Origin of the sequence: Pseudomonas sp. BYT-1 (genome assembly GCF_023611805.1) — a bacterium.
Lineage (GTDB): Bacteria > Pseudomonadota > Gammaproteobacteria > Pseudomonadales > Pseudomonadaceae > Aquipseudomonas > Aquipseudomonas guariconensis.
This window is the reverse complement of sequence record NZ_CP072559.1, coordinates 2,928,334-2,946,909: the sequence shown is the minus strand read 5'-3', so window position 1 is coordinate 2,946,909 and position 18,576 is coordinate 2,928,334. Positions and strand designations below refer to the sequence as shown.

The following is an 18,576-nucleotide window of genomic DNA, read 5'->3' as shown; positions in this document are numbered from 1 at the left end:
GATGCCGGTCGGTTTTCTGACCCAGGAGCAACGCGACGGTTTTGGCCGCTATGTCGATGCCCCCAGTCGTGAGGAGCTGGAACGCTACTTCCACCTGAGCGACGACGACCACAAAATCCTCCTACCGCTGCGCGGCGAGCACAACCGCCTTGGCTACGCCACCCAACTGACCAGCATCCGCTACCTGGGCACTTTTCCCGACGACTTTTCAGCCGTCCCCCAAGAGGTGCTGCAAGCGCTCAGTCGCCAGTTAGGCATTACCGATCCAACTTGTATCCTGGCCTATGCCGAAACCCGCCAACGTCAACGTCATGCCGCCGAGATTCAGGAGCGTTACGGCTATCGGGTGTTTGCTGATTCCAGCGTCGGCTTTCGACTTGCCCGCTGGCTGTATGCGCTCTGTTGGACAGGGACAGATCGTCCTGGCGAGTTGTTCAATCGGGCGACGACCTGGTTGCTGACGCACAAGGTTTTACTGCCCGGCGTCACCGTTCTGGAACGGTTCATCGCCCAACTGCGCAGCCGGGTCGAAGAACGCCTCTGGCTAACCCTTGGCCGCAGTGTGAGCGAGGCGCAACGGCAGCAGCTACAGGACTTGCTGCTGGTCGCCGAAGGCAACCGCAGTTCCCGGCTGGATCAACTGCGCTCCGGCCCGGTGATGGTCAGTGGCCCCGCACTGATTCGGGCGCTGCGCCGGCTTGATGACGTGCGCGGCATCGGCATCGCCTTGCCAGCGGCGGCGCACATCCCGCCCAGCCGTATCGCGGCCCTGGCTCGCTTCGCCAACACCGCCAAGGTCACGGCGATCAACCGGCTGCCGGCGTCGCGGCGGATGGCGACACTGGTGGCGTTCGCCCTGTGCCTGGAGGCCACCGCGCACGACGACGCCCTGGAGGTCCTGGAAGCGCTGTTACGCGACCTGTTCAGCAACGCGGAGAAGGCCGACAAGAAAGCCCGCATGCGCAGCCTGAAAGACCTGGATCGCTCGGCGGCGACGCTCGCCGCCGCGTGCAAGGTCGTGCTGGACAGCTCAATCAGCGATGACAACGTGCGCGCCCGGCTGTTCAACGACCTGCCGAGGGCCTCGCTGGAGAAAGCCCTGGAAGATGTCAATGCGCTGATCCGCCCGGTTGACGATGTGTATTTTCTCGCCCTGGAGGCGCGCTACCGCAGTGTGCGCCGTTTCCTGCCCGACCTGCTCAAGCACATCCGCTTCGGCTTCAGCCCGGCCGGCAAAGGCGTGGTCGCCGGCCTGGATTGGTTGCAGCTGAACCTGCCCCGCCGGAAACCGGAGGATGACGCGCCGCAGGAGATCGTGGCCAAGGCTTGGCAGAAGCACATTACCCGCGAGGATGGCTCCCTCGACATGGGCGCCTATGTGTTCTGCACGCTCGATGCGCTGCGCACGGCCCTGCGCCGGCGCGACGTGTTCGTCTCGCCCAGTTGGCGCTATGCCGACCCGCGTCTCGGCCTGCTCGACGGTGCCGAATGGCTGGCGGCGCGGCCGATCATCTGCCGCTCGCTGGGCCTGACCATTGACGCCGGCACCACCTTGGATGCGCTGAGCGCCGAGTTGGATGCGACCTGGCAGGCGGTCGCGGCCCGCCTACCCGACAACCCCGCGATCCAGCTGAGCGAGAACGCCGAGGGCAAGACCGAGCTCTCGCTCGGCACACTGGACAAGCTGGAGGAGCCGAACTCGCTGCTGCAACTGCGAGCAGCCGTGGCTGATCTGATGCCGCGTGTCGATCTGCCGGAAATCCTCTTGGAAATCGCCGCTCGCACCGGCTTCGCCGAGGCCTTCACCCATGTGTCCGAGCGCAATGCGCGGGCCGACAACCTGGTCACCAGCCTCTGCGCGGTGCTGCTGGGTGGGGCCTGCAACACCGGCCTGGAGCCGCTGATCCGCACCGACAATCAGGCGCTACGCCGCGACCGGCTGTCCTGGGTCAGCCAGAACTATATCCGTGACGACACGCTGTCAGGGGTTGTAAGCCGGAAACCCAGAAATTTCCGTCAGCCGATCAACATGGCTTGTCTCGCGCTTGGTCGATGAGTTCCTGCATCGCCCGCATGACTTCTTCGTGGGTGTATGTTGGCGCTGATGGAAAATTGACCCACCCTGCCGATTGAAATTTGACCCAGGGCGGATTGCTGATTTTGTTACCAGCAACTGTGGATAAGTCTACCAGCGCAGCTGCTGTTGCCCCCACTCCTTCGCTAGCCCAGTTCAGTTGTTTAAGACCTGCCACACGCAGCCATGTAGCAGGCCGTCGTCGCCATGAAATCAGAACGGCTCATCGTCCTCCGGTTCCTGGCTGCCCTTACGCTTTCGCTCCCGTGATTTGATCTTGGCCTGGGCCGCCAAGCTACTGACTGCCACATCGCCACCAACTGCGCCCGCAGAGCCCCGGTGCGGTTGGATTTACCTTACAACATTGTAATGAAGTTTTTCGAAACGGGCTCGGTAGGAGCGTGTCATAATTCAGTGTCTGCTAACAGGCTGATGAGCCGTATCGGTCAGTAGGCACCGACGACATACAACTATCGAACCCTGGAGAACGCAATGACAAACTCAATGTTCGCTTCCTGTATCCAAGCTTGTTCGAACTGCGCCCTTGTGTGCGAAACGTGCGCCTCTGCTTGCCTGCGTGAGGATGACGTAAAAATGATGGCACGCTGCATCGAGCTTGACCGCGACTGCGCGGACATTTGTAGGTTGGCCGCCATACTGATGAGTCGCGAAAGTGATTACGCTAAAGAATTTTGTGCCCTTTGCGCCAAGATCTGCCGTGCATGCGGAGAGGAATGCGCGAAACATCAAGTGGATCACTGCCAAGAGTGTGCCAAAGCGTGCATGAAGTGCGCTGAAGAATGCGAGCGCATGGCTGCGTAACATTCGCGACTTGCTGCTCTGGCAAAGCTCGTCATCTCGTTGCCAGAGCAGCTTCGCCGGAATGACCTTATATCCCAGCATGTGCAGTTGAAGCTAAGCCAGCTGACTTGCTAGCAGAAAAGGCCTAGATATCCGCTGGCCGAGCTCACCCAAACCGTAAGCGTTCATTCCACGACGTACTGGACTTACTTTACGTCCCGAAGGGGCCTTAGCAATTCCGGTGAGACCTTGTACTGTTTCGTGCCGTTCTCGGCCAGGACGATCACGCTCTTGCGGTTGATCTTGGTGACGATCCCCATAGTCAAGCCAGTTCGGCTTTCGAAGGTCACCTTCAGCCCCACGTGCAGCCGACTCAGCGCCTGCAGGTTTTCTTGATCTTGCAGTTCATCAATGCGCCGGCAGATCATTCGGTTCAGCTCCAATAGCTGATCGATGCTCATGTCTTCAATGCGCATGGAGGGTGCCCTTTGGCTGTGCGGTCTGTCGATCAGAATGGCGCGGATCGATCAGCGAGCGTAACGGATTATCGGCGAACCGGGTCTTCCAGAGCCGAGGCGTCAGGTCAGCGACCTTGCTGGCCGGGTGCTGACTGATGCGCTGCAGCACGTCCACCAGATAGGTGTACGGGTTGATGTCGTGCAGTTTGCACGTAGTGATCAGGCTCTGGATGATGCCCACGTGTTCCGCGCCGAGTTCAGTCCAGCAGAACAGCCAGTTCTTGCGTCCCATGGGAATGGGGCGCAGGGCCCGTTCCAGGTGGTTGGTGTCTGGCTGGACGTCTGGGTCTTCCAGGAAGACGGTCAGGCTGGCTTCACGGCTGAGCACGTAGTTCAGTGCTTTGGTCAATAAATCACTGGGCAGCAGACCGCCCTGTGCCAGTTGATCCCGGCACCATTGGAAGAAGTCGCTGACCACCGGCTTTGAGTGGAGCAGCCGGTACTGGCGTTTCTTTTCGCCGGTCAGTTGCTGGACGCGGATCTCTTCTTCGTTGGTGTATAGCTTGGCAATCTGCTGAAGGGCTTCGGTGGCAGTTATCGGGTGGTCCTTCTGCGCCTCAATGAAGTAACGACGACTGTGCACCCAGCACTGCGCGTGGATGATGTTCTGCTGTGCGGCGGCATAGCGGGCATAAGCAGCATAGCCGTCACTGATCAGAGTTCCGCTGAACTGTTCGTTCAGTACCTGCTCGATATGGGCTCGGCCTCGACTGTTCGAGTAAGTGAACACCACTTCATCGGCATCGCCGTATAACGGCCAGAACCAGCCGGATTTCATCTTGCCTTTTTGTGGGCCTGCCCGACCCTGGTGGCCAGCTTTAATCGGCGTCTCATCCATCGCCAACACCCGGCTGCGCAGAACATTGTCGGTCTGGGCATCCACGATCGGCCGCAGCAGATCAATAGATCGCTTGATCAGATTGGTGAGGGTGCTGCGGCTGAGGGTAATACCCGCTTGCTGGATGCGTTGGTGTTGGCGATACAGCGGTAGGTGAAACTGGAACTTGTCGACCATCAGACCCGCCAACAAGCTGACGTCGGCCAGGCTGTTGTCCAGTACGTTGGACGGGGCCGGCGTGGTCACGGGCTTGTCGCTGCCCTTGCGCCGAAATACGGGGCGTTCCACTTGCAACACCACGTAACTGGACGTCCGCTGGGCCAGCCGATAGGTCGTTTTGGTGCCAAGGATGTCGTACTGGTCGGCGTCGGGGCCGCTTAGCTCCGGCGGCAGGTGTTCAACAACTTCCACTGGCACGTCCGCTGTAAAACGCAGACCCGTATCGTTCAGGCAGTCGTCGTCCCGCTGTTTCTTTCCGGTGCCTCGCTGATAAGCCCGAACCGGGCGTTTCTCCGCATCGAGAGGCTTCTCCGGGCTAGCCGCATCATTCGATTGGAACAGGCCGCCCTGCTCCGGGAGGTCATACACCTGCTTCTCGGACTTGGGGCCGAACAGCTGCTTCTTGAACCAGTCCAACTGCCGCTGCATGACCTGTAGCTGCTCACGCAACAGGGCATTCTCCTCGGCCAGTACCGAGTAGGAAGGGGCGTTGGAATAGGACGCGGAAGCCATTGAATTCATGGCCGATATTATACCGGAACACAACCCGCTACGTGCCCCGAAAACGCTTGAACTGACGGTACTTTTGCACCTCGATACCGTCAATCAGCAACTGGAGATCAGTCAGGTTTAAGGGGCGCTGTCCCGAAGAAGACGGCCGTACCCGGAACTGCCCCTGCTCCAGTCGCTTGGCCCACAGGCAGTAGCCCGTGGGCGTGAAATACAACATCTTCATTTGGGTCTTGCGACGGTTAACGAAGACAAAATACTGCCCGCTGAGCGGATCTTGCTTGAGTTGATTGCGGACCAGAGCGCTCAGCCCCCGGAAGGATTTGCGCATATCCGTGGGCTCGGTGCACAGCCAGATCCGGGCCTGGCTATCCAGACCGATCATCTGATCTGGCTCAGCCTTAGCTCAACACCATTACCCAGGCTCAGCACGATATTCCAGCCGCTTCCGGGAGAGGCCGAGTCATCCATCAGCGATGACAGATCCAGGAAGCTGGCATAACCAGAATCCGCAGCCTCACCGACCGGCTGACTCAACAGGCGCTTGCGCCAACTACAGAAGCTGGCATAACCGAGTTTGTGCTCCTTGCAGAACTGCGTGGCCGACAGGCCGCTGTCACGCTGCTGACCGATTAGGACTTGCCACTGTTCTGCGGTGCGGTGTTTTCTCATGGGGTTGTAAGCCGGAAACCCAGAAATTTCCGTCAGCCGATCAACATGGCTTGTCTCGCGCTTGGTCGATGAGTTCCTGCATCGCCCGCATGACTTCTTCGTGGGTGTACGACTTGGCGTTGGGGTCGTCGGCCTCTCGGAGAGCTTCCTCGACCTCGCGGGTCATCCGCGCATATTCTTCCGGCCACAGCGCTTGCTCCATGCGCAGCGACGCCTGCCCAAGCAGGTGCAGCAGGCCGAACAGCCGCATGTCATTGGTGGCGACGACGTGCTCTCGAATCCGCTCCTGGATCACCTCGCAGGCCCGATGCGCCTCTGGCGTCGCCGTGCCCTCGTAGCCGGCTGGGAGTTCTGCTTCTTCAGCGATTCGCGCCCAAGCGATAGCCGGTGGACAGGTTCATTTGCTCATCCACTTGCGCAGCAGACGCTTTTTCAGGGAGGCGCGCTCTTGCGGATTGCGTCCCTTGTGGTTGGCAATGCGATCCGCCGTGGCGGCCTGGCGCTTGATGGGCCAGTAGGAGCGGCCATCCTTACCCATCGACCAGACGTTGCTGACCTGGTTTTCCAGTAGAGGCAGATGGGCGCATAGAGCTTCCGGCGACGCGCTGGCCAGCGCGGTGCGCTCGTGAGTTCGCCAGCGCTGATGCCAGAGTTTCTTGTCCTCGCGCTCGCTACGGCAGGTCGTGTGCCCAACGATGGGCGTTTTGCGGCGGCTGCGGCTCATGATGTGGTTGTCTCCAAGAACATTCAGGACAGGCTTTCTGGGTAGAGCGCCGTCAACCGGGACAGGGTTTCTTGCACTTGTTCCAGCGAGGTCATCAGATGATCAACCTGATCCTGAAGATCCACGGCGAGATCAAATAGCTCAGCCACTCGGCTGCGTGATCCCTCGTTGAACGCGGCCATTGCCAGTTGATGCAGCTTCAACAGGTCGGTGCGCAGTTGCGGAGGTGCGCCGTCTGCGCTGTCATTCAAATCGCCGCGCAGCACGTCCACGGCATCGACTGCACGCAGCAGTGCCGTGGTATCGAAATTCTCGGGAGTCAGTTCGTCCCATTCGTCGTCGGTGATGCGGGCTGCCATCAGGAGGGCTCCGATTAAGCGGTTGCGAGCGTTAGATGCCCGATCGGCTCGGCTGCTGGCCGTACCTTGATTTCGATGTCGTAGCCGAGGCGATTCAGACAATCCATCAGCTTGCGTTCGGATAGATTGGTGAAGTCGCCGCGCATCATGCCCGACACCTTCGGTTGCGGGATGCCCATGCGTTTGGCCGCCGCTTGTTGAGTCAGCCCAAGGGCGCGCATGGCCCTCCTGATCTCGACCACCAGGCCGGTCTTGATCTTGAGCTTTTCAGCGTCAGGCAGTCCAAGGTCGGCAAAGACGTTGCCCGAGCTGCGCTGAACCTCGACGCCTTCAATGATTCGTTTTTGCATTTCGTAGCTCCTGTGCCAATACCTCGGCCACCTTCAGCCGAGCGCGGATGATGTCCATGTCGGCCTTTGGCGTGGCGATTCCGCTCTTGCTCTTCTTCTGGAAGCAGTGCAGGACGAACACCGCTTCCGCAAACTTGACCGTGTATACCGCTCGATAGGTGCCGCCGGCATCGTCTTCGACGACCTCCAGCACGCCGGCACCACCGAACCCCTTGAGCACCTTTGCTGCGTCATCCTGATCGCCTATCTGCGCCAACGAGAGCGCGTAACCGAAACGGCGACGCACGTCGGACGGCAACGCCATCAAATCCTTGTGGCTGCTCGCGATCCATTCGAGCGGTTTTTCTTTGTTTGTCATGACGGAATTTTATACCTGTTCAGGTAATGATGTAAACGCGGCAACCTCAAGGAGGTGTCGTAAAACATTTGTTTTGCGACAGGCTGTCAGCCGCCGCTGTGCTACCTGTGCAACACCCCCTCAAAAATGTACGGAAAACTCTATCGCTATTCACTATTATGCGGAAACCTGTTTTTGATGGTTATCCGCCTATGTTGGTTGGCTACATGCGCGTGTCGTCGGACTCCGACCGCCAGAGCACGGACTTGCAGCGCGACGCGCTGCTCGCCGCCGGCGTCGATCCGCGTCACCTGTTTGAGGATCGTGCCTCTGGCGCGAAGGATGACCGTGCCGGCTTGGCGCGGGCGCTTGAGTTCGTTCGAGCCGGCGATGTGCTGGTGGTGTGGAAACTCGACCGGCTCGGTCGCTCGCTGTCGCACCTGCTCGCCATTGTGACTTCGCTCAAGGACAAGCGGGTGGCGTTCCGCTCGCTGACAGAGAACCTGGACACTACGACGCCCTCGGGCGAATTCCTGTTCCAGGTGTTCGGTGCGCTCGCGCAGTACGAGCGCGCCTTGATTCAGGAGCGCGTCGTCGCGGGCTTGGCCGCCGCACGCAAACGCGGCCGGATCGGCGGCCGGCCGCAGGCGATCACTGGTGAGAAGCTGGACGCCATCGTCGCCGCGCTCGATGGCGGCATGTCTAAGGCGGCGGTGTGCCGCAACTTCAATGTCAAGCGCACTACGTTGATCGAAACATTGACGCGAGCAGGTTGGCGTGGTGCGGGAAGGACGGTCGATGAGCAACAAGAATAAGCTACTCACCGTCTTTTCTGACGCAGAGCAGGAAGCCTTGTACGGCCTACCGGACTTCGACGATGCTCAGCGGCTGGAATACCTGGCGTTGACCGAATCTGAACTGGCGTTCGCCAGCAGCCGGCCTAGCCTGCAGGCCCAAGTCTATTGCGTCTTGCAGATCGGCTACTTCAAGGCCAAGCATGCTTTCTTCCGCTTCGATTGGCATGAGGTCGAGGACGATTGCGCCTTCGTGCTGAGTCGCTATTTCCACGGCGAAGCGTTCGAACGCAAGGCGATCACCAAGCATGAGCACTACAGCCAGAGGGGTCAGATCGCCGAACTGTTCGGCTACCGGTCGTGGGCGGCTAGCTTCCTGCCGCAACTGGCACAGCAGGCTGAACAGATCGTGCGGCGCGACGTAATGCCAGGATTCGTGGCCGCCGAACTGATCGTTTGGCTCAGCGAGCACAAAATCATCCGGCCCGGCCACACCACCTTACAAGAGCTGGTCAGTGAAGCCCTGTCCACCGAACGCAGGCGCTTGGGCGGCTTGCTGGCAGAAGTGTTGGACGAATCGGCCAAAGCTGCGCTGGGCCAGCTCCTGGTGCGTGACGACACCCTGTCTCAACTGGCAGCGCTCAAGCAGGACGCTAAAGATTTCGGCTGGCGTCAGATGGCAGGGGAGCGCGAGAAGCGCGCCACGCTGAAGTCCTTGCACGGGATCGCCAAGGCGCTGCTGCCCAAGCTCGGCATCTCGCAGCAGAACCTGCTGTACTACGCGAGCCTGGCGAACTTCTATACCGTCCATGACCTGCGCCACCTGAAGGCGGAGCAGACCCGGCTCTACCTGCTGTGCTATGCCTGGGTACGTTACCGGCAGCTCACCGACAACCTGGTCGACGCGATGGCCTTCCACATGAAAAAACTTGAGGACGAGAGCCGCACGGGTGCGAAACAGTCCTTTGTCGCCGAACAGCTGCGACGCCATCAGGAAACGCCGCAGGTTGGCCGCCTGCTGTCGCTGTACGTGGACGACAGCGTGGCCGATCCGACGCCGTTCGGCGAGGTGCGCCAACGCGCCTACAAAATCATGTCCAGGGAATTGCTGCAAAACACGGCGCAGCGCATGAGCGTCAAGCCACTGAACAAACTGGCGCTGCACTGGCAGGCGGTGGACGGCCTGGCCGAACGCATTCGACGCCATCTACGGCCGCTGTACGTCGCGCTCGACTTCGCCGGCACGGCCCCCGATAACCCATGGCTCGCGGCGCTGACTTGGGCCAAGAGCGTGTTCGCCAAGCAGCAGCGCCTATCACAACGGCCACTCGACGAATGTCCGGCGGCAACGCTGCCGAAACGCTTGCGTCCGTACCTGCTGATGTTCGATGCCGAAGGCACGCCGACAGGCCTGCATGCCGATCGTTACGAATTCTGGCTTTACCGTCAGGTCAGGAAACGCTTCCAGGCGGGCGAGCTCTACATTGACGACAGCTTGCAGCACCGGCATTTGTCCGACGAGTTGGTTTCGATGGACGAGAAAGCCGCCGTGCTCGCGCAGATGGACATCCCCTTCCTGCGGCAGCCGGTCAGTGCCCAGCTCGATGCACTGGCGGCCGAGTTGCGTGCGCAATGGGTGGCGTTCAATCGCGAGCTGAAACAGGGCAAGCTGACGCACCTGGAATACGACAAGGACACGCAGAGACTGACCTGGCGCAAGCCCAAGGGGGAGAACCAGAAGGCGCGCGAGCAAGCTCTCTACGAGCAACTGCCATACTGCGATGTCGCCGACGTGTTTCGCTTCGTCAACGGCCAGTGCCAGTTCCTGTCGGCGCTGACACCATTGCAGCCACGCTATGCGAAGAAGGTAGCCGACGCCGACAGTCTGATGGCGGTGATCATTGCCCAAGCCATGAACCACGGCAACCAGGTTATGGCACGTACCAGCGACATCCCGTACCACGTCCTGGAGAGTACCTACCAGCAGTACCTGCGCCAGGCGACGCTACATGTGGCCAACGATTGCATCAGCAACGCCATCGCCGCACTGCCGATCTTCCCGCATTACTCGTTCGACCTCGATTCGTTGTACGGTGCCGTTGATGGGCAGAAATTCGGCGTCGAGCGACCAACTGTGAAGGCGCGCTACTCGCGCAAATATTTCGGCCGCGGCAAGGGCGTCGTCGCCTACACGCTGCTGTGCAATCACGTGCCGTTGAACGGCTACCTGATAGGCGCACACGAGTACGAGGCTCACCACGTGTTCGACATCTGGTACCGCAACACGTCGGACATCGTGCCGAGCGCGATCACCGGCGACATGCACAGCATCAACAAGGCCAACTTCGCCATCCTGCACTGGTTCGGACTTCGTTTCGAGCCGCGCTTCACCGACCTCGACGACCAGTTGCAGGAGCTGTATTGCGCCGATGATCTGGCATTGTACGAGAAATGCCTGATCCGGCCGGCTGGCCAGATCGACCGGCAACTCATCGTCGGTGAGAAGGCGAACATCGACCGAATCGTCGCCACACTGGGCCTGAAGGAAATGACGCAGGGCACGCTGATCCGCAAGCTGTGCACCTATACGGCGCCGAACCCGACGCGGCGCGCAATCTTCGAGTTCGACAAGCTCATCCGCAGTATCTACACACTGCGCTACCTGCGCGACCCGCAACTGGAGCGTAATGTTCACCGCTCGCAGAACCGCATTGAGTCCTATCACCAGCTACGCTCGACCATCGCCCAAGTCGGTGGGAAGAAGGAATTGACCGGCCGCACCGACATCGAAATCGAGATCAGCAACCAGTGCGCCAGGCTGATCGGCAACGCGATCATCTTCTACAACTCGGCGATCCTGTCCCTGCTGCTGACGAAGTACGAGGCAGCTGGCAATGCCAAGGCGCTGGCGTTGATCACGCAGATGTCGCCAGCGGCCTGGCGGCACATCCTGCTGAACGGGCATTACACCTTCCAGACTGACGGCAAGTTCATCGACCTGGATGCGCTCGTGGCGGGACTGGAGCTGGGCTGACGGAAATTTCTGGGATTCCGGCGTACAACCCCCGACTGGTCAATCAAGGCTTGCGCGGCGTCTGGCACCGCTGCGTCCAGCGGCGTTATCTTCAGGCCCGATGCAGTGGTGATGATGGCGTCCGGTAAGTCGTTGGTCGCCGCCATGCGGTTGACTGTGGCGAGTTGCGCCTCCAATAATTCCAGTCGGTCATGCAGATATTGGTCGCAGTCGGTGGCCACGGCCAGTGGCAATTCGCTGGCCAGCTTCAAGGTGGCGAACTTCTCGATCGGCACCAGGTATTCGTCGAAGTCCTTGAACTGACGCGAACCTTGCACCCAAACATCACCAGAGCGCAGTGCGTTCTTCAGCTCCGACAGGGCGCATAATTCGTAGTAACGCCGGTCAATACCCTCGTCGGTCAGAACCAGCTTTGCCCAGCGCGGCTTGATGAATGCGGTTGGCGCATCGGCGGGCACCTTGCGCGCGCTGTCGCTGTTCATGCCGCGCAGCACGTCGATGGCATCGAGCACACCCTTGGCGGTGGGCGCGGCGCGCAGTTTGAGCACGTCCAGGAACTGCGGCGCATAGCGGCGCAGCGTGGCGTAACTCTCGCCGATATGGTGCAGGAAATCAAAATCTGCAGGCCGCGCCAGCGTTTGCGCCTCGGTGACGCTGGCGGCGAAGGTGTCCCACGGCATGACCGCTTCGATGGCGGCGAACGGATCGCCGCCGTTTTGTTTGGCTTCAATCAGCGCCTGACCGATGCGCCCATACATCCGCACCTTGTCGTTGATCGCCTTGCCGGAAGCCTGGAACTGCTGTTGATGCTTGTTCTTGGCCGCATTGAACAGCTTGCCGATGATGCGGTCGTGAAGGTCGATGATTTCATCAGTGACGGTGGCCATGCCTTCGATGGCCAGTGCTACCAAGGTGGCGTAACGCCGCTGCGACTCGAACTTGGGGTTTGGGGAGCAATGGAACCGAAAACCAACATAAGCACGAATTAAAGTTCGCTTTACTCGTCATCTGTTGTGGATTAGCGAACTTTGATTGGCGAAACGAGTTTATCGCACCACTTTTCGGGTGGTCACGGCCTTTCCTAGTGCTCGCTGAAACGGTTTCATAAAACGGTCGTTTTTCGAAACTGTCCAGACGTTACAAGGGTTTGCGGGGCAGCGACTGAGCTTAAGTGCACTTTCTGTTCCGTTGCTCCCCCAACCCCATATACGACTGGCATCGGTGATGTACGAATGCAGGCCACTGCCCCAGGGCGGGATTTGATCACCCGGAATTTGACCTTCATGCCCCTGTTTTTGGGGGGGTGAAGGCCAAATCCTGCGCACTTTTCATCGGTGAAATACGACCCATACCAGAAAATATCGGTGAAGTACGAGTCGTCATGAAATCACAATGCCATTACTGGCAATTTCGTATTGTAGGTATGCCGTAAACCCATAAATCATGCGGCCCCCGTTATTACGGGTCAGGCAAAAGGTTTTTTTGTGTTGACCGATTCCGCATCATGGTTAGAATACGGAAAACGGAGGGCCAGACATGACCAACATCAGGGACGCAGCAGCGCCGCATCTAGAACATCCTGGATCGAGGGAGGATCTCGGACGTGCAGCATACGAACAAGAGCTGATAGAAATCGCTGAAAAACTGCATCAAAACCAGGATGCAGTCGATCCTGTTGCACGTGATCTGGAAGATCGCAAGCAGTTGGCCAGCCATACGTCCAGCATCGTCAAATCAAACCTGGTCCTGTCTTGGGGACTTGCGATTTCGATTGGCCTGAACTGCGTGTTCGGCTGGTTTGTGATGCACCCTCACTACGTGTACTTCGCAGCCGACGGCCTCCGGATCGTCAGGCTGGTTCCTCTTGAAGAGCCGTACATCACCGACGCCGAGGCGATTCAATTCGCACGGGATGCGCTGAACCGCTCGATGACGATCAACTTCACCGACTACAGGCAACAGCTTGAAGACGTACGTGGCGATTGGACCAAGCGCGGGTTTGCACAGTATTTGGAGCAGCTGCAGTCAGCAGGCTATCTAGACCTCGTTAAATCCAAGCGCATGAACATGACGGTTACCACTGAAACCGGCGTGCTAGTGAAATCCGAGATTGTTGACGGTGTTTTCGTCCGCCATATCGAAGTTCCGATCGAGATCAAGCTGGTCGGCCAAACCACCGACCTTCAACCCAAGCGATTCATCGCCAAAGTGCCTGTCGCACGTATTCCCACACTGGATTCCATCGTGGGCGTAGGGCTGGACGGCATTGTCACCACGCCCCGGTAAGGAGGAACCCATGATGATGAAATCAGTCTTCGTCGCGTCAGTCTTGACGCTAGCGATCGGCACGGCTCAGGCAGAGCAACAAGGCAATGGTGCGCAAGCCCAACCTCAAGGCCAACCCACGCAAGGCCAACAGCAGCCCATTCAAGCGCCGAACGGGGGGCAATGGGTTCGGGTTGAAGGTCCTAGCAGGCAGTCGGGCTTTCCCGCCGCGCCAGGTGCTCCACAGCCTGGCGTGAATCCTCAGATGCAGAATGCTTTCCCACAGACCAACTACGGGCCAGCAAATTACGCCGTGGCAGGGCAACCCGCTGGAGATCCTCAACAGCAAAACGGTACAGCTCCACTGCCTCCCCTGAACCCGCCTGAGAATGATCATTTCGACGAAGCGATGGAGGTCGCTCAGCCATTCACCCCTGAGCAAATCAAGCAAATGCGTCAGGCGTTGGAGAACACGCGAAAGGCGAAGGCCTGGCAGCCAGTACGGGGAATCCCCCGTATTTCCAGCGTATCGGTTGATTTGAGTCCTGGCGCGTCGATGCCTGTGTTGCGCGTGATTCCCGGTGAGCTGTCCAACCTCATCGTGCTGGACTCAACGGGAGCTCCGTGGCCGCTGGCCGCTACGCCTCGTGTTTCCAACCCCGATCTCTATAGCGCGGAATGGCTGCAGGGTACCCATACAGTGGTGGTGTCGACTCCATCGGCTTACGAGACCGGCAGCCTAGCTCTGTACTTGGAAGGGGCTACAACACCGGTGATCGTCAAAATCGTAAGTGGCGAACCCGATGGGAAGAAGGATCGAGCCCGTGTGTATGACGCTCGGCTTGATCTGCGTGTTCCAGGCCGTGGCCCGCTGGCCAAGGCGGCTGTGATGGGCCCGGGGAAGATTGCCCTCTACGACGACCTCCTGCAGGCATTTCTGGATGGGATTCCACCAAAAGACGCCAAACAGGTGAAGGCGCAAGGCGCAGTGCCTTCGCATACCCTGATCTGGCAATACGACGGAAATCTCTACGTCCGTACTCGCCAGGATTTTCAAACTGCATTCGATAACACCCTCGCTGCCGGCGACGGTACTCGTGTGTACCGCTTACCCGTGACTCCCTTCATCACCCTCTCCCAGATGGGTCAAAAAGTCACCCTCCAACTCGACATTTACTGAGGTAGCGCATGAGCACTCAAGCTGACATTGGAAGGCAGACCAAGGTAACCATCCTCGCCGCAGTAATTGCTGTCGCAGCCCTCGGCTATGCCGGTTACACCTGGCTCAATAGCCGCCATCAAACCAGCTCCAACCTCGGGGTAATAAACGGTGATGGCAAGGGGGGCACCACTGAAGAGAGTGAGGCCTATCGCCAGGTCTTGGAGAAATACAACCACAACAACGCCAAGCAGGCAGAGTCCAACGGGCAGTCCTACATGTCCGTCATGTCAACCGCCCAAGCGAACCCTGCGGGAACTGCGGATAAGGCAGGTTCGGGCCAGCAGCAACAGCCTCAGGTCAACTATTACTACCAAGCTGCGGCACAGCCCCAACAGCCCGTCGAGCGCAACAAAGAAATGGACAAGCTTGTCGCGAATCAGGTGGGTGCCTTGATGACCGGCTGGACGGTGAAAACCCATGGGACCGGCACCACGACCCAGGAACAGGCGTACTCGCAGTCTATCAAACCCGCGTCCCTGAATAGCGCAGGAGGTGCTGCTGGTACCGCGAGCACTGCGCAATCTATGAACTCGCGTGCTGGCAAGGCACAGGACCAGGTTGTCGTGGACGGATTCTTCCTCACGCCTGCGCTGCTTAAAACCGAGCTCGACACTGACGAAAACTCGATGGTTACAGCTGAGATCCCAGGTGGCCGACTCGCAGGCGCCAGGGTGTTCGCGATGGGCTACAAGCGCCTCAACAAAACCATTGATATGACCTTTACCTACATGGAGTGGAAGGGGCGTAGCTACAAGATCACAGCCAAAGCGGTTGATCCTGAAAGCATGCGTACGGCGCTGTCGGGTGATGTGAACAACCGCTACTTCAGCCGAATCATTCTCCCTGCCCTGGCTCTGGCGATCGGCAAAACTGGTCAGCTGTACGAGCGCTCCGCCTCGGAGAACATCATCACGAGCGAAGGCGCCGTGATTCAGACATATCCAACGACGCCTAGTGGGAAAGCCGTCGCGGGCACCTTTGCCGGCGGTATCGGCCAACAGGCCGGGCAGGTGCTGGCCAATGACGCCGCCAACATGCCGCGGAAACAAGTGATCCGTCCAATCAACTCCACGATCGGTGTTCAGTTCGTTGGACCAGTGCTGGCCAGTGACCAGTTGGAAAAGGATGCGCTGATGGCGAACCAGAAAGCTGAGCTGAATACCCTTGGCCAACCAGGTGGCCAGCCTCAGCAGCAGTATCGCCTCTCACCAAATGCCGCAGGTGCAACCAACTCAAACGGGTTCGGTGGGTACCAGGGCGTCACGCCAGGATATGGCCAGCAGTACATGGGCCAGCCAACCATCATCGATCCAACTCGCTACTGAGTTAGGGCAGGGGACTTTCACATGACTACACAAGCAGCGGAAGAGTTGGACATTTTCAAAACTGGCGCTCAGTCGGGTAAACCGGTTGAGGCGCCGAAAGCCGAAGAGCAACAGTCCAAGAAAACATCTCCGGCTAACGCGATCCAGGGCGACCGTAAGAAGCGCATCGTTAATTTTGTCAACCGGATTGAGGCCTGGCATTTCTTGGTACTGGCGGCAGTACTGGCAGTCCTCTTCGTGATGGTGCCCAAGCTGTTTCCGAAACATCAAACCAGCGCGCAACAACAGCCCACTCCAGTGCAACAAGACGCTGTGAACAACGTTTTGACGGCCCCTGAACCGGAGCCTCAAGAGGCACTGGTACCGGCAGCGAGTCCGGAACAGTCCGCTCTATCTGCCGAACAGCTGAAAGGCCTCAATGAGCAAGTGGGGAGCCTGAGCGGAGTAGTGGTCGGTCTGCAAAAAACCATCAGTGAATTAGAAGCAAAGGTCGCTCTTCTCGAATCGGACAAAGCGGATGTGGGCAAGAAAGTTGTCCATTCGCCCGCTGTACGCCGTCAAGCTCAGGTGAGCCAACCATCGGCAATGGCTGGCTACACCCTGAATACCGTTTATTCAGACCAAGCCTGGATTCAGCACGGAGAAAGAACCTTCGTAGTCCAGGTGGGCGATCTCGTAGACGGCGTGAAGATCACAGGGATTGACCCTGTGGCGCGTCGAGTCACCACTTCTCGTGGCGTGATCCGCTAAGGAACCGAATATGGATCTGGCAAGCATGATCATCTCGGCGGCCAACTCATTGGTCGCCGTTCTGTGGGGGTTGCTCTGGTCCTTGAGCGCTCTCGCCGGGATGGTTTACGCGGGGACCGTGCTGCGTCGGATGCAGCTTGCCACCATTGAACCTGGCCACCGTCCAATCACGCTCGGCAGCACATTCGCGGTGCTCGTGATTGGCGCTGCTCTGTTCAACATGTCCGGGATGATCAGTACAACCTGGACGAGCTTTGGTAGCGGCTCTACCACCTACGGGGCCATTTCCTACAGCGGAGCCGATAGCTTTGGCAGGTTTAAGGATGCTGTAAACGCGGTGCTGACCCTTGCTTCATTTGCAGGCGGCTGCTTCTTCTTCAAAGGGCTTCTGCTGATGAAGAAAGCAGCACTAGAGGGAGAAAGCTCACAGGGGGGCGACGACGCCATTTGGCGTGGCCTCACCCACATGATTTTCGGCGCTGCGTTGACACATGTCGACAAGGTGATCGAGGCCTTCCAGGCCACCTTCCAACTCTACTGGTAACAACACAAGGAGCGTCATCATGAAATTTAACCCTATCGAGTTTGCAGTTGATGTTGTGCGTCGTGGCCATATCCGCTTGGTGACCAAAGCTGAGGAGTACAAAGCCAACCCCATGCAGCGCGGCCTCATGTTCATGACTGCGGGCCTCACCATGTCCACGTTGCTGGTCACCAAAACCGCTTATGCCGACGGTCTCGCCGGTATGGCTGAGAAGGGCAGTGAACAGGGCGACTCCGTGAAGGAAAGCCTCGGCCCGATTTTTCTTGCAGTCGGGTTTGCCGGCGCTGGCTACGGTGGCATGAACATGTGGAAAAAAACCAACGACGAGAACTCGCGTATTACTGGCAAGCAGATCTGGGGCCCGATGCTCGCCGGGGCAGCGCTGGGCGGCACTGGCTTCATGATGACCACTGCCGGCGAGACAGTGGGTATCAGCGGTAGCGAATTTGGCAAAGTTCCTAACTGATCAAGACCACTTGGCAGCCTGAAACATGGCTGCCTTGGAGACTGCATGAGCGACGTGAAACAGGATCAGACAGTACCGGTATCGGGGCTTGGCCAAAACTTCGAGAAACCCGTTCTGCCGCTGATGGCCATGGCCACGAAAGCGCGGGTTTGGGGGGACGCCACGCCAAACGCGATCGAGCCCAACCCGGATCAACTGACGGCCGAAATGCGGGCGACCATTACCCGTCAGGCGCAGGGACAGTGCTATTTCTGCGGTGTACACGCTCGTGCCGGTCATGTTCACAACATTAACCATAACCATCAGGATCTGCGGCCGGAAAATCTCCGGCTTGTAGATCCGCTGTGTCATGGGTGGCAGCACCTGGGTGAAATCGACGACGGCCAAGCCTTCATCGCCTACCTCCCGGGCTTGTCTCCCCAGGATGCGAATCATCTGCAGCGAGCCACCATGATCGCCTTGGAAACCGGGGACGAACAAACGAAGGCGGACGCGAAAAAAATCCTCAACTGGATGGCTTCCCATCGGGAATACACCGAAAAGGCCTGGGGCACCCACTCGCCCAAAATTTTCGCTGAGGCGATGACTCGCCTTGGCAAGGTTGACGCCGATGTTAACTCCCTCGTTTTCCAAGGGTTGAGCGTCATTTTCAATCCCGCTCAGTTCAGCCAGGTCGTCAAGGGCTGGGCACAGGATGCGTATGGCGCAGCTCCCACTTCTACGTGGGCCCAAGTACATCACGATGTGATGAACGCGCCGAGCTAAGGAGGCAGC

Annotated in this window: 19 protein-coding genes and 3 pseudogenes; 11 read left to right on the top strand and 11 right to left on the bottom strand. The window is 58.9% G+C overall.

From position 1 onward, the window contains the following. Position 1 precedes the first annotated feature (1 nt). Positions 2–1,981, top strand: a pseudogene (locus J5X93_RS13655) (Tn3 family transposase); the annotation flags it as partial. A gap of 306 nt (positions 1,982–2,287) precedes the next feature. Here J5X93_RS13655 and J5X93_RS13650 read toward each other — a convergent pair. Next, a pseudogene (locus tag J5X93_RS13650) lies at positions 2,288–2,374 on the bottom strand (AAA family ATPase); the annotation flags it as partial. A 192-nt stretch (positions 2,375–2,566) separates the two neighbouring features. Between J5X93_RS13650 and J5X93_RS13645 the strand changes: the two are divergent. Further along, a complete protein-coding gene (locus J5X93_RS13645; protein ID WP_032489165.1) occupies positions 2,567–2,896 on the top strand; it encodes a four-helix bundle copper-binding protein in 330 nt (109 codons plus the stop codon). Between the two features lie 185 nt (positions 2,897–3,081). Here J5X93_RS13645 and J5X93_RS13640 read toward each other — a convergent pair whose 3' ends face one another. The 9 genes from J5X93_RS13640 to J5X93_RS13600 form a co-directional block, all read right to left on the bottom strand. Beyond that, positions 3,082–3,351, bottom strand: coding sequence for a hypothetical protein (locus J5X93_RS13640; protein WP_003458515.1), 270 nt, complete (start codon positions 3,349–3,351; stop codon positions 3,082–3,084). Continuing rightward, positions 3,341–4,972: an IS66 family transposase gene (gene tnpC / locus J5X93_RS13635; protein ID WP_004423346.1), complete on the bottom strand. Its 1,632-nt coding sequence runs from the start codon at positions 4,970–4,972 to the stop codon at positions 3,341–3,343. The genes J5X93_RS13640 and tnpC overlap by 11 nt, the downstream gene beginning before the upstream one ends. A 28-nt stretch (positions 4,973–5,000) precedes the next feature. Continuing rightward, positions 5,001–5,345 (bottom strand): IS66 family insertion sequence element accessory protein TnpB, encoded by a 345-nt coding sequence (tnpB, locus tag J5X93_RS13630; protein WP_004423345.1) that lies wholly within the window; start codon positions 5,343–5,345, stop codon positions 5,001–5,003. Then, positions 5,342–5,632 (bottom strand): IS66 family insertion sequence element accessory protein TnpA, encoded by a 291-nt coding sequence (tnpA, locus tag J5X93_RS13625; RefSeq protein WP_004423344.1) that lies wholly within the window; start codon positions 5,630–5,632, stop codon positions 5,342–5,344. The genes tnpB and tnpA overlap by 4 nt, the downstream gene beginning before the upstream one ends. A 40-nt stretch (positions 5,633–5,672) precedes the next feature. After that, positions 5,673–5,927, bottom strand: coding sequence for a hypothetical protein (locus tag J5X93_RS13620; RefSeq protein ID WP_425312399.1), 255 nt, complete (start codon positions 5,925–5,927; stop codon positions 5,673–5,675). A 102-nt stretch (positions 5,928–6,029) separates the two neighbouring features. Continuing rightward, complete coding sequence (locus J5X93_RS13615; RefSeq protein WP_000091614.1) at positions 6,030–6,356, bottom strand: hypothetical protein; 327 nt, start codon at positions 6,354–6,356, stop codon at positions 6,030–6,032. A 23-nt stretch (positions 6,357–6,379) separates the two neighbouring features. After that, on the bottom strand, positions 6,380–6,715 hold the full coding sequence (locus J5X93_RS13610; RefSeq protein WP_000741275.1) for a hypothetical protein: 336 nt from the start codon (positions 6,713–6,715) through the stop codon (positions 6,380–6,382). A gap of 14 nt (positions 6,716–6,729) precedes the next feature. Further along, complete coding sequence (locus J5X93_RS13605; RefSeq protein WP_001172026.1) at positions 6,730–7,065, bottom strand: helix-turn-helix domain-containing protein; 336 nt, start codon at positions 7,063–7,065, stop codon at positions 6,730–6,732. Beyond that, entirely contained in the window at positions 7,046–7,423 is a 378-nt protein-coding gene (locus J5X93_RS13600) for a type II toxin-antitoxin system RelE/ParE family toxin (protein ID WP_003151133.1), read from the bottom strand. Before J5X93_RS13600 ends, J5X93_RS13605 begins: the two co-directional genes overlap by 20 nt. Before the next feature lie 191 nt (positions 7,424–7,614). Here J5X93_RS13600 and J5X93_RS13595 point away from each other — a divergent pair, with 191 nt between their 5' ends. Together J5X93_RS13595 and J5X93_RS13590 are read left to right on the top strand one after the other, a co-directional pair. Next, a complete protein-coding gene (locus J5X93_RS13595; RefSeq protein ID WP_010465829.1) occupies positions 7,615–8,217 on the top strand; it encodes a recombinase family protein in 603 nt (200 codons plus the stop codon). Continuing rightward, on the top strand, positions 8,201–11,230 hold the full coding sequence (locus J5X93_RS13590; RefSeq protein WP_010799689.1) for a Tn3 family transposase: 3,030 nt from the start codon (positions 8,201–8,203) through the stop codon (positions 11,228–11,230). Before J5X93_RS13595 ends, J5X93_RS13590 begins: the two co-directional genes overlap by 17 nt. A 23-nt stretch (positions 11,231–11,253) precedes the next feature. Here the strand turns inward: J5X93_RS13590 and J5X93_RS13585 are convergent. Beyond that, positions 11,254–12,171, bottom strand: a pseudogene (locus J5X93_RS13585) (Tn3 family transposase); the annotation flags it as partial. Between the two features lie 595 nt (positions 12,172–12,766). On the opposite strand from J5X93_RS13585, the gene J5X93_RS13580 reads away from it, so the two are divergent. From J5X93_RS13580 to J5X93_RS13550, 7 genes are read left to right on the top strand one after another with little or no spacing between them, the layout of a single operon-like run. After that, positions 12,767–13,516 carry a DotI/IcmL family type IV secretion protein gene (locus J5X93_RS13580; protein WP_009682434.1) on the top strand — a complete coding sequence of 250 codons (750 nt, stop codon included), beginning with the start codon at positions 12,767–12,769 and terminating at the stop codon, positions 13,514–13,516. A 10-nt stretch (positions 13,517–13,526) separates the two neighbouring features. Beyond that, positions 13,527–14,675, top strand: coding sequence for a DotH/IcmK family type IV secretion protein (locus J5X93_RS13575; protein ID WP_250036147.1), 1,149 nt, complete (start codon positions 13,527–13,529; stop codon positions 14,673–14,675). 8 nt (positions 14,676–14,683) lie between these two features. Continuing rightward, positions 14,684–16,042 carry a conjugal transfer protein TraO gene (traO, locus tag J5X93_RS13570; protein WP_250036145.1) on the top strand — a complete coding sequence of 453 codons (1,359 nt, stop codon included), beginning with the start codon at positions 14,684–14,686 and terminating at the stop codon, positions 16,040–16,042. A gap of 21 nt (positions 16,043–16,063) precedes the next feature. Continuing rightward, the gene (locus J5X93_RS13565; protein WP_250036143.1) at positions 16,064–16,792 is read left to right on the top strand and encodes a hypothetical protein; all 729 of its coding nucleotides are present in this window, start codon (positions 16,064–16,066) and stop codon (positions 16,790–16,792) included. A 10-nt stretch (positions 16,793–16,802) separates the two neighbouring features. Beyond that, positions 16,803–17,336, top strand: coding sequence for a conjugal transfer protein TraQ (gene traQ / locus J5X93_RS13560; RefSeq protein WP_009682438.1), 534 nt, complete (start codon positions 16,803–16,805; stop codon positions 17,334–17,336). Positions 17,337–17,355: 19 nt separating this feature from the next. Further along, positions 17,356–17,802: a DUF6750 family protein gene (locus tag J5X93_RS13555; protein WP_250036141.1), complete on the top strand. Its 447-nt coding sequence runs from the start codon at positions 17,356–17,358 to the stop codon at positions 17,800–17,802. Positions 17,803–17,847: 45 nt separating this feature from the next. Then, positions 17,848–18,567 carry an HNH endonuclease gene (locus J5X93_RS13550; protein ID WP_250036139.1) on the top strand — a complete coding sequence of 240 codons (720 nt, stop codon included), beginning with the start codon at positions 17,848–17,850 and terminating at the stop codon, positions 18,565–18,567. Positions 18,568–18,576: the final 9 nt, after the last annotated feature.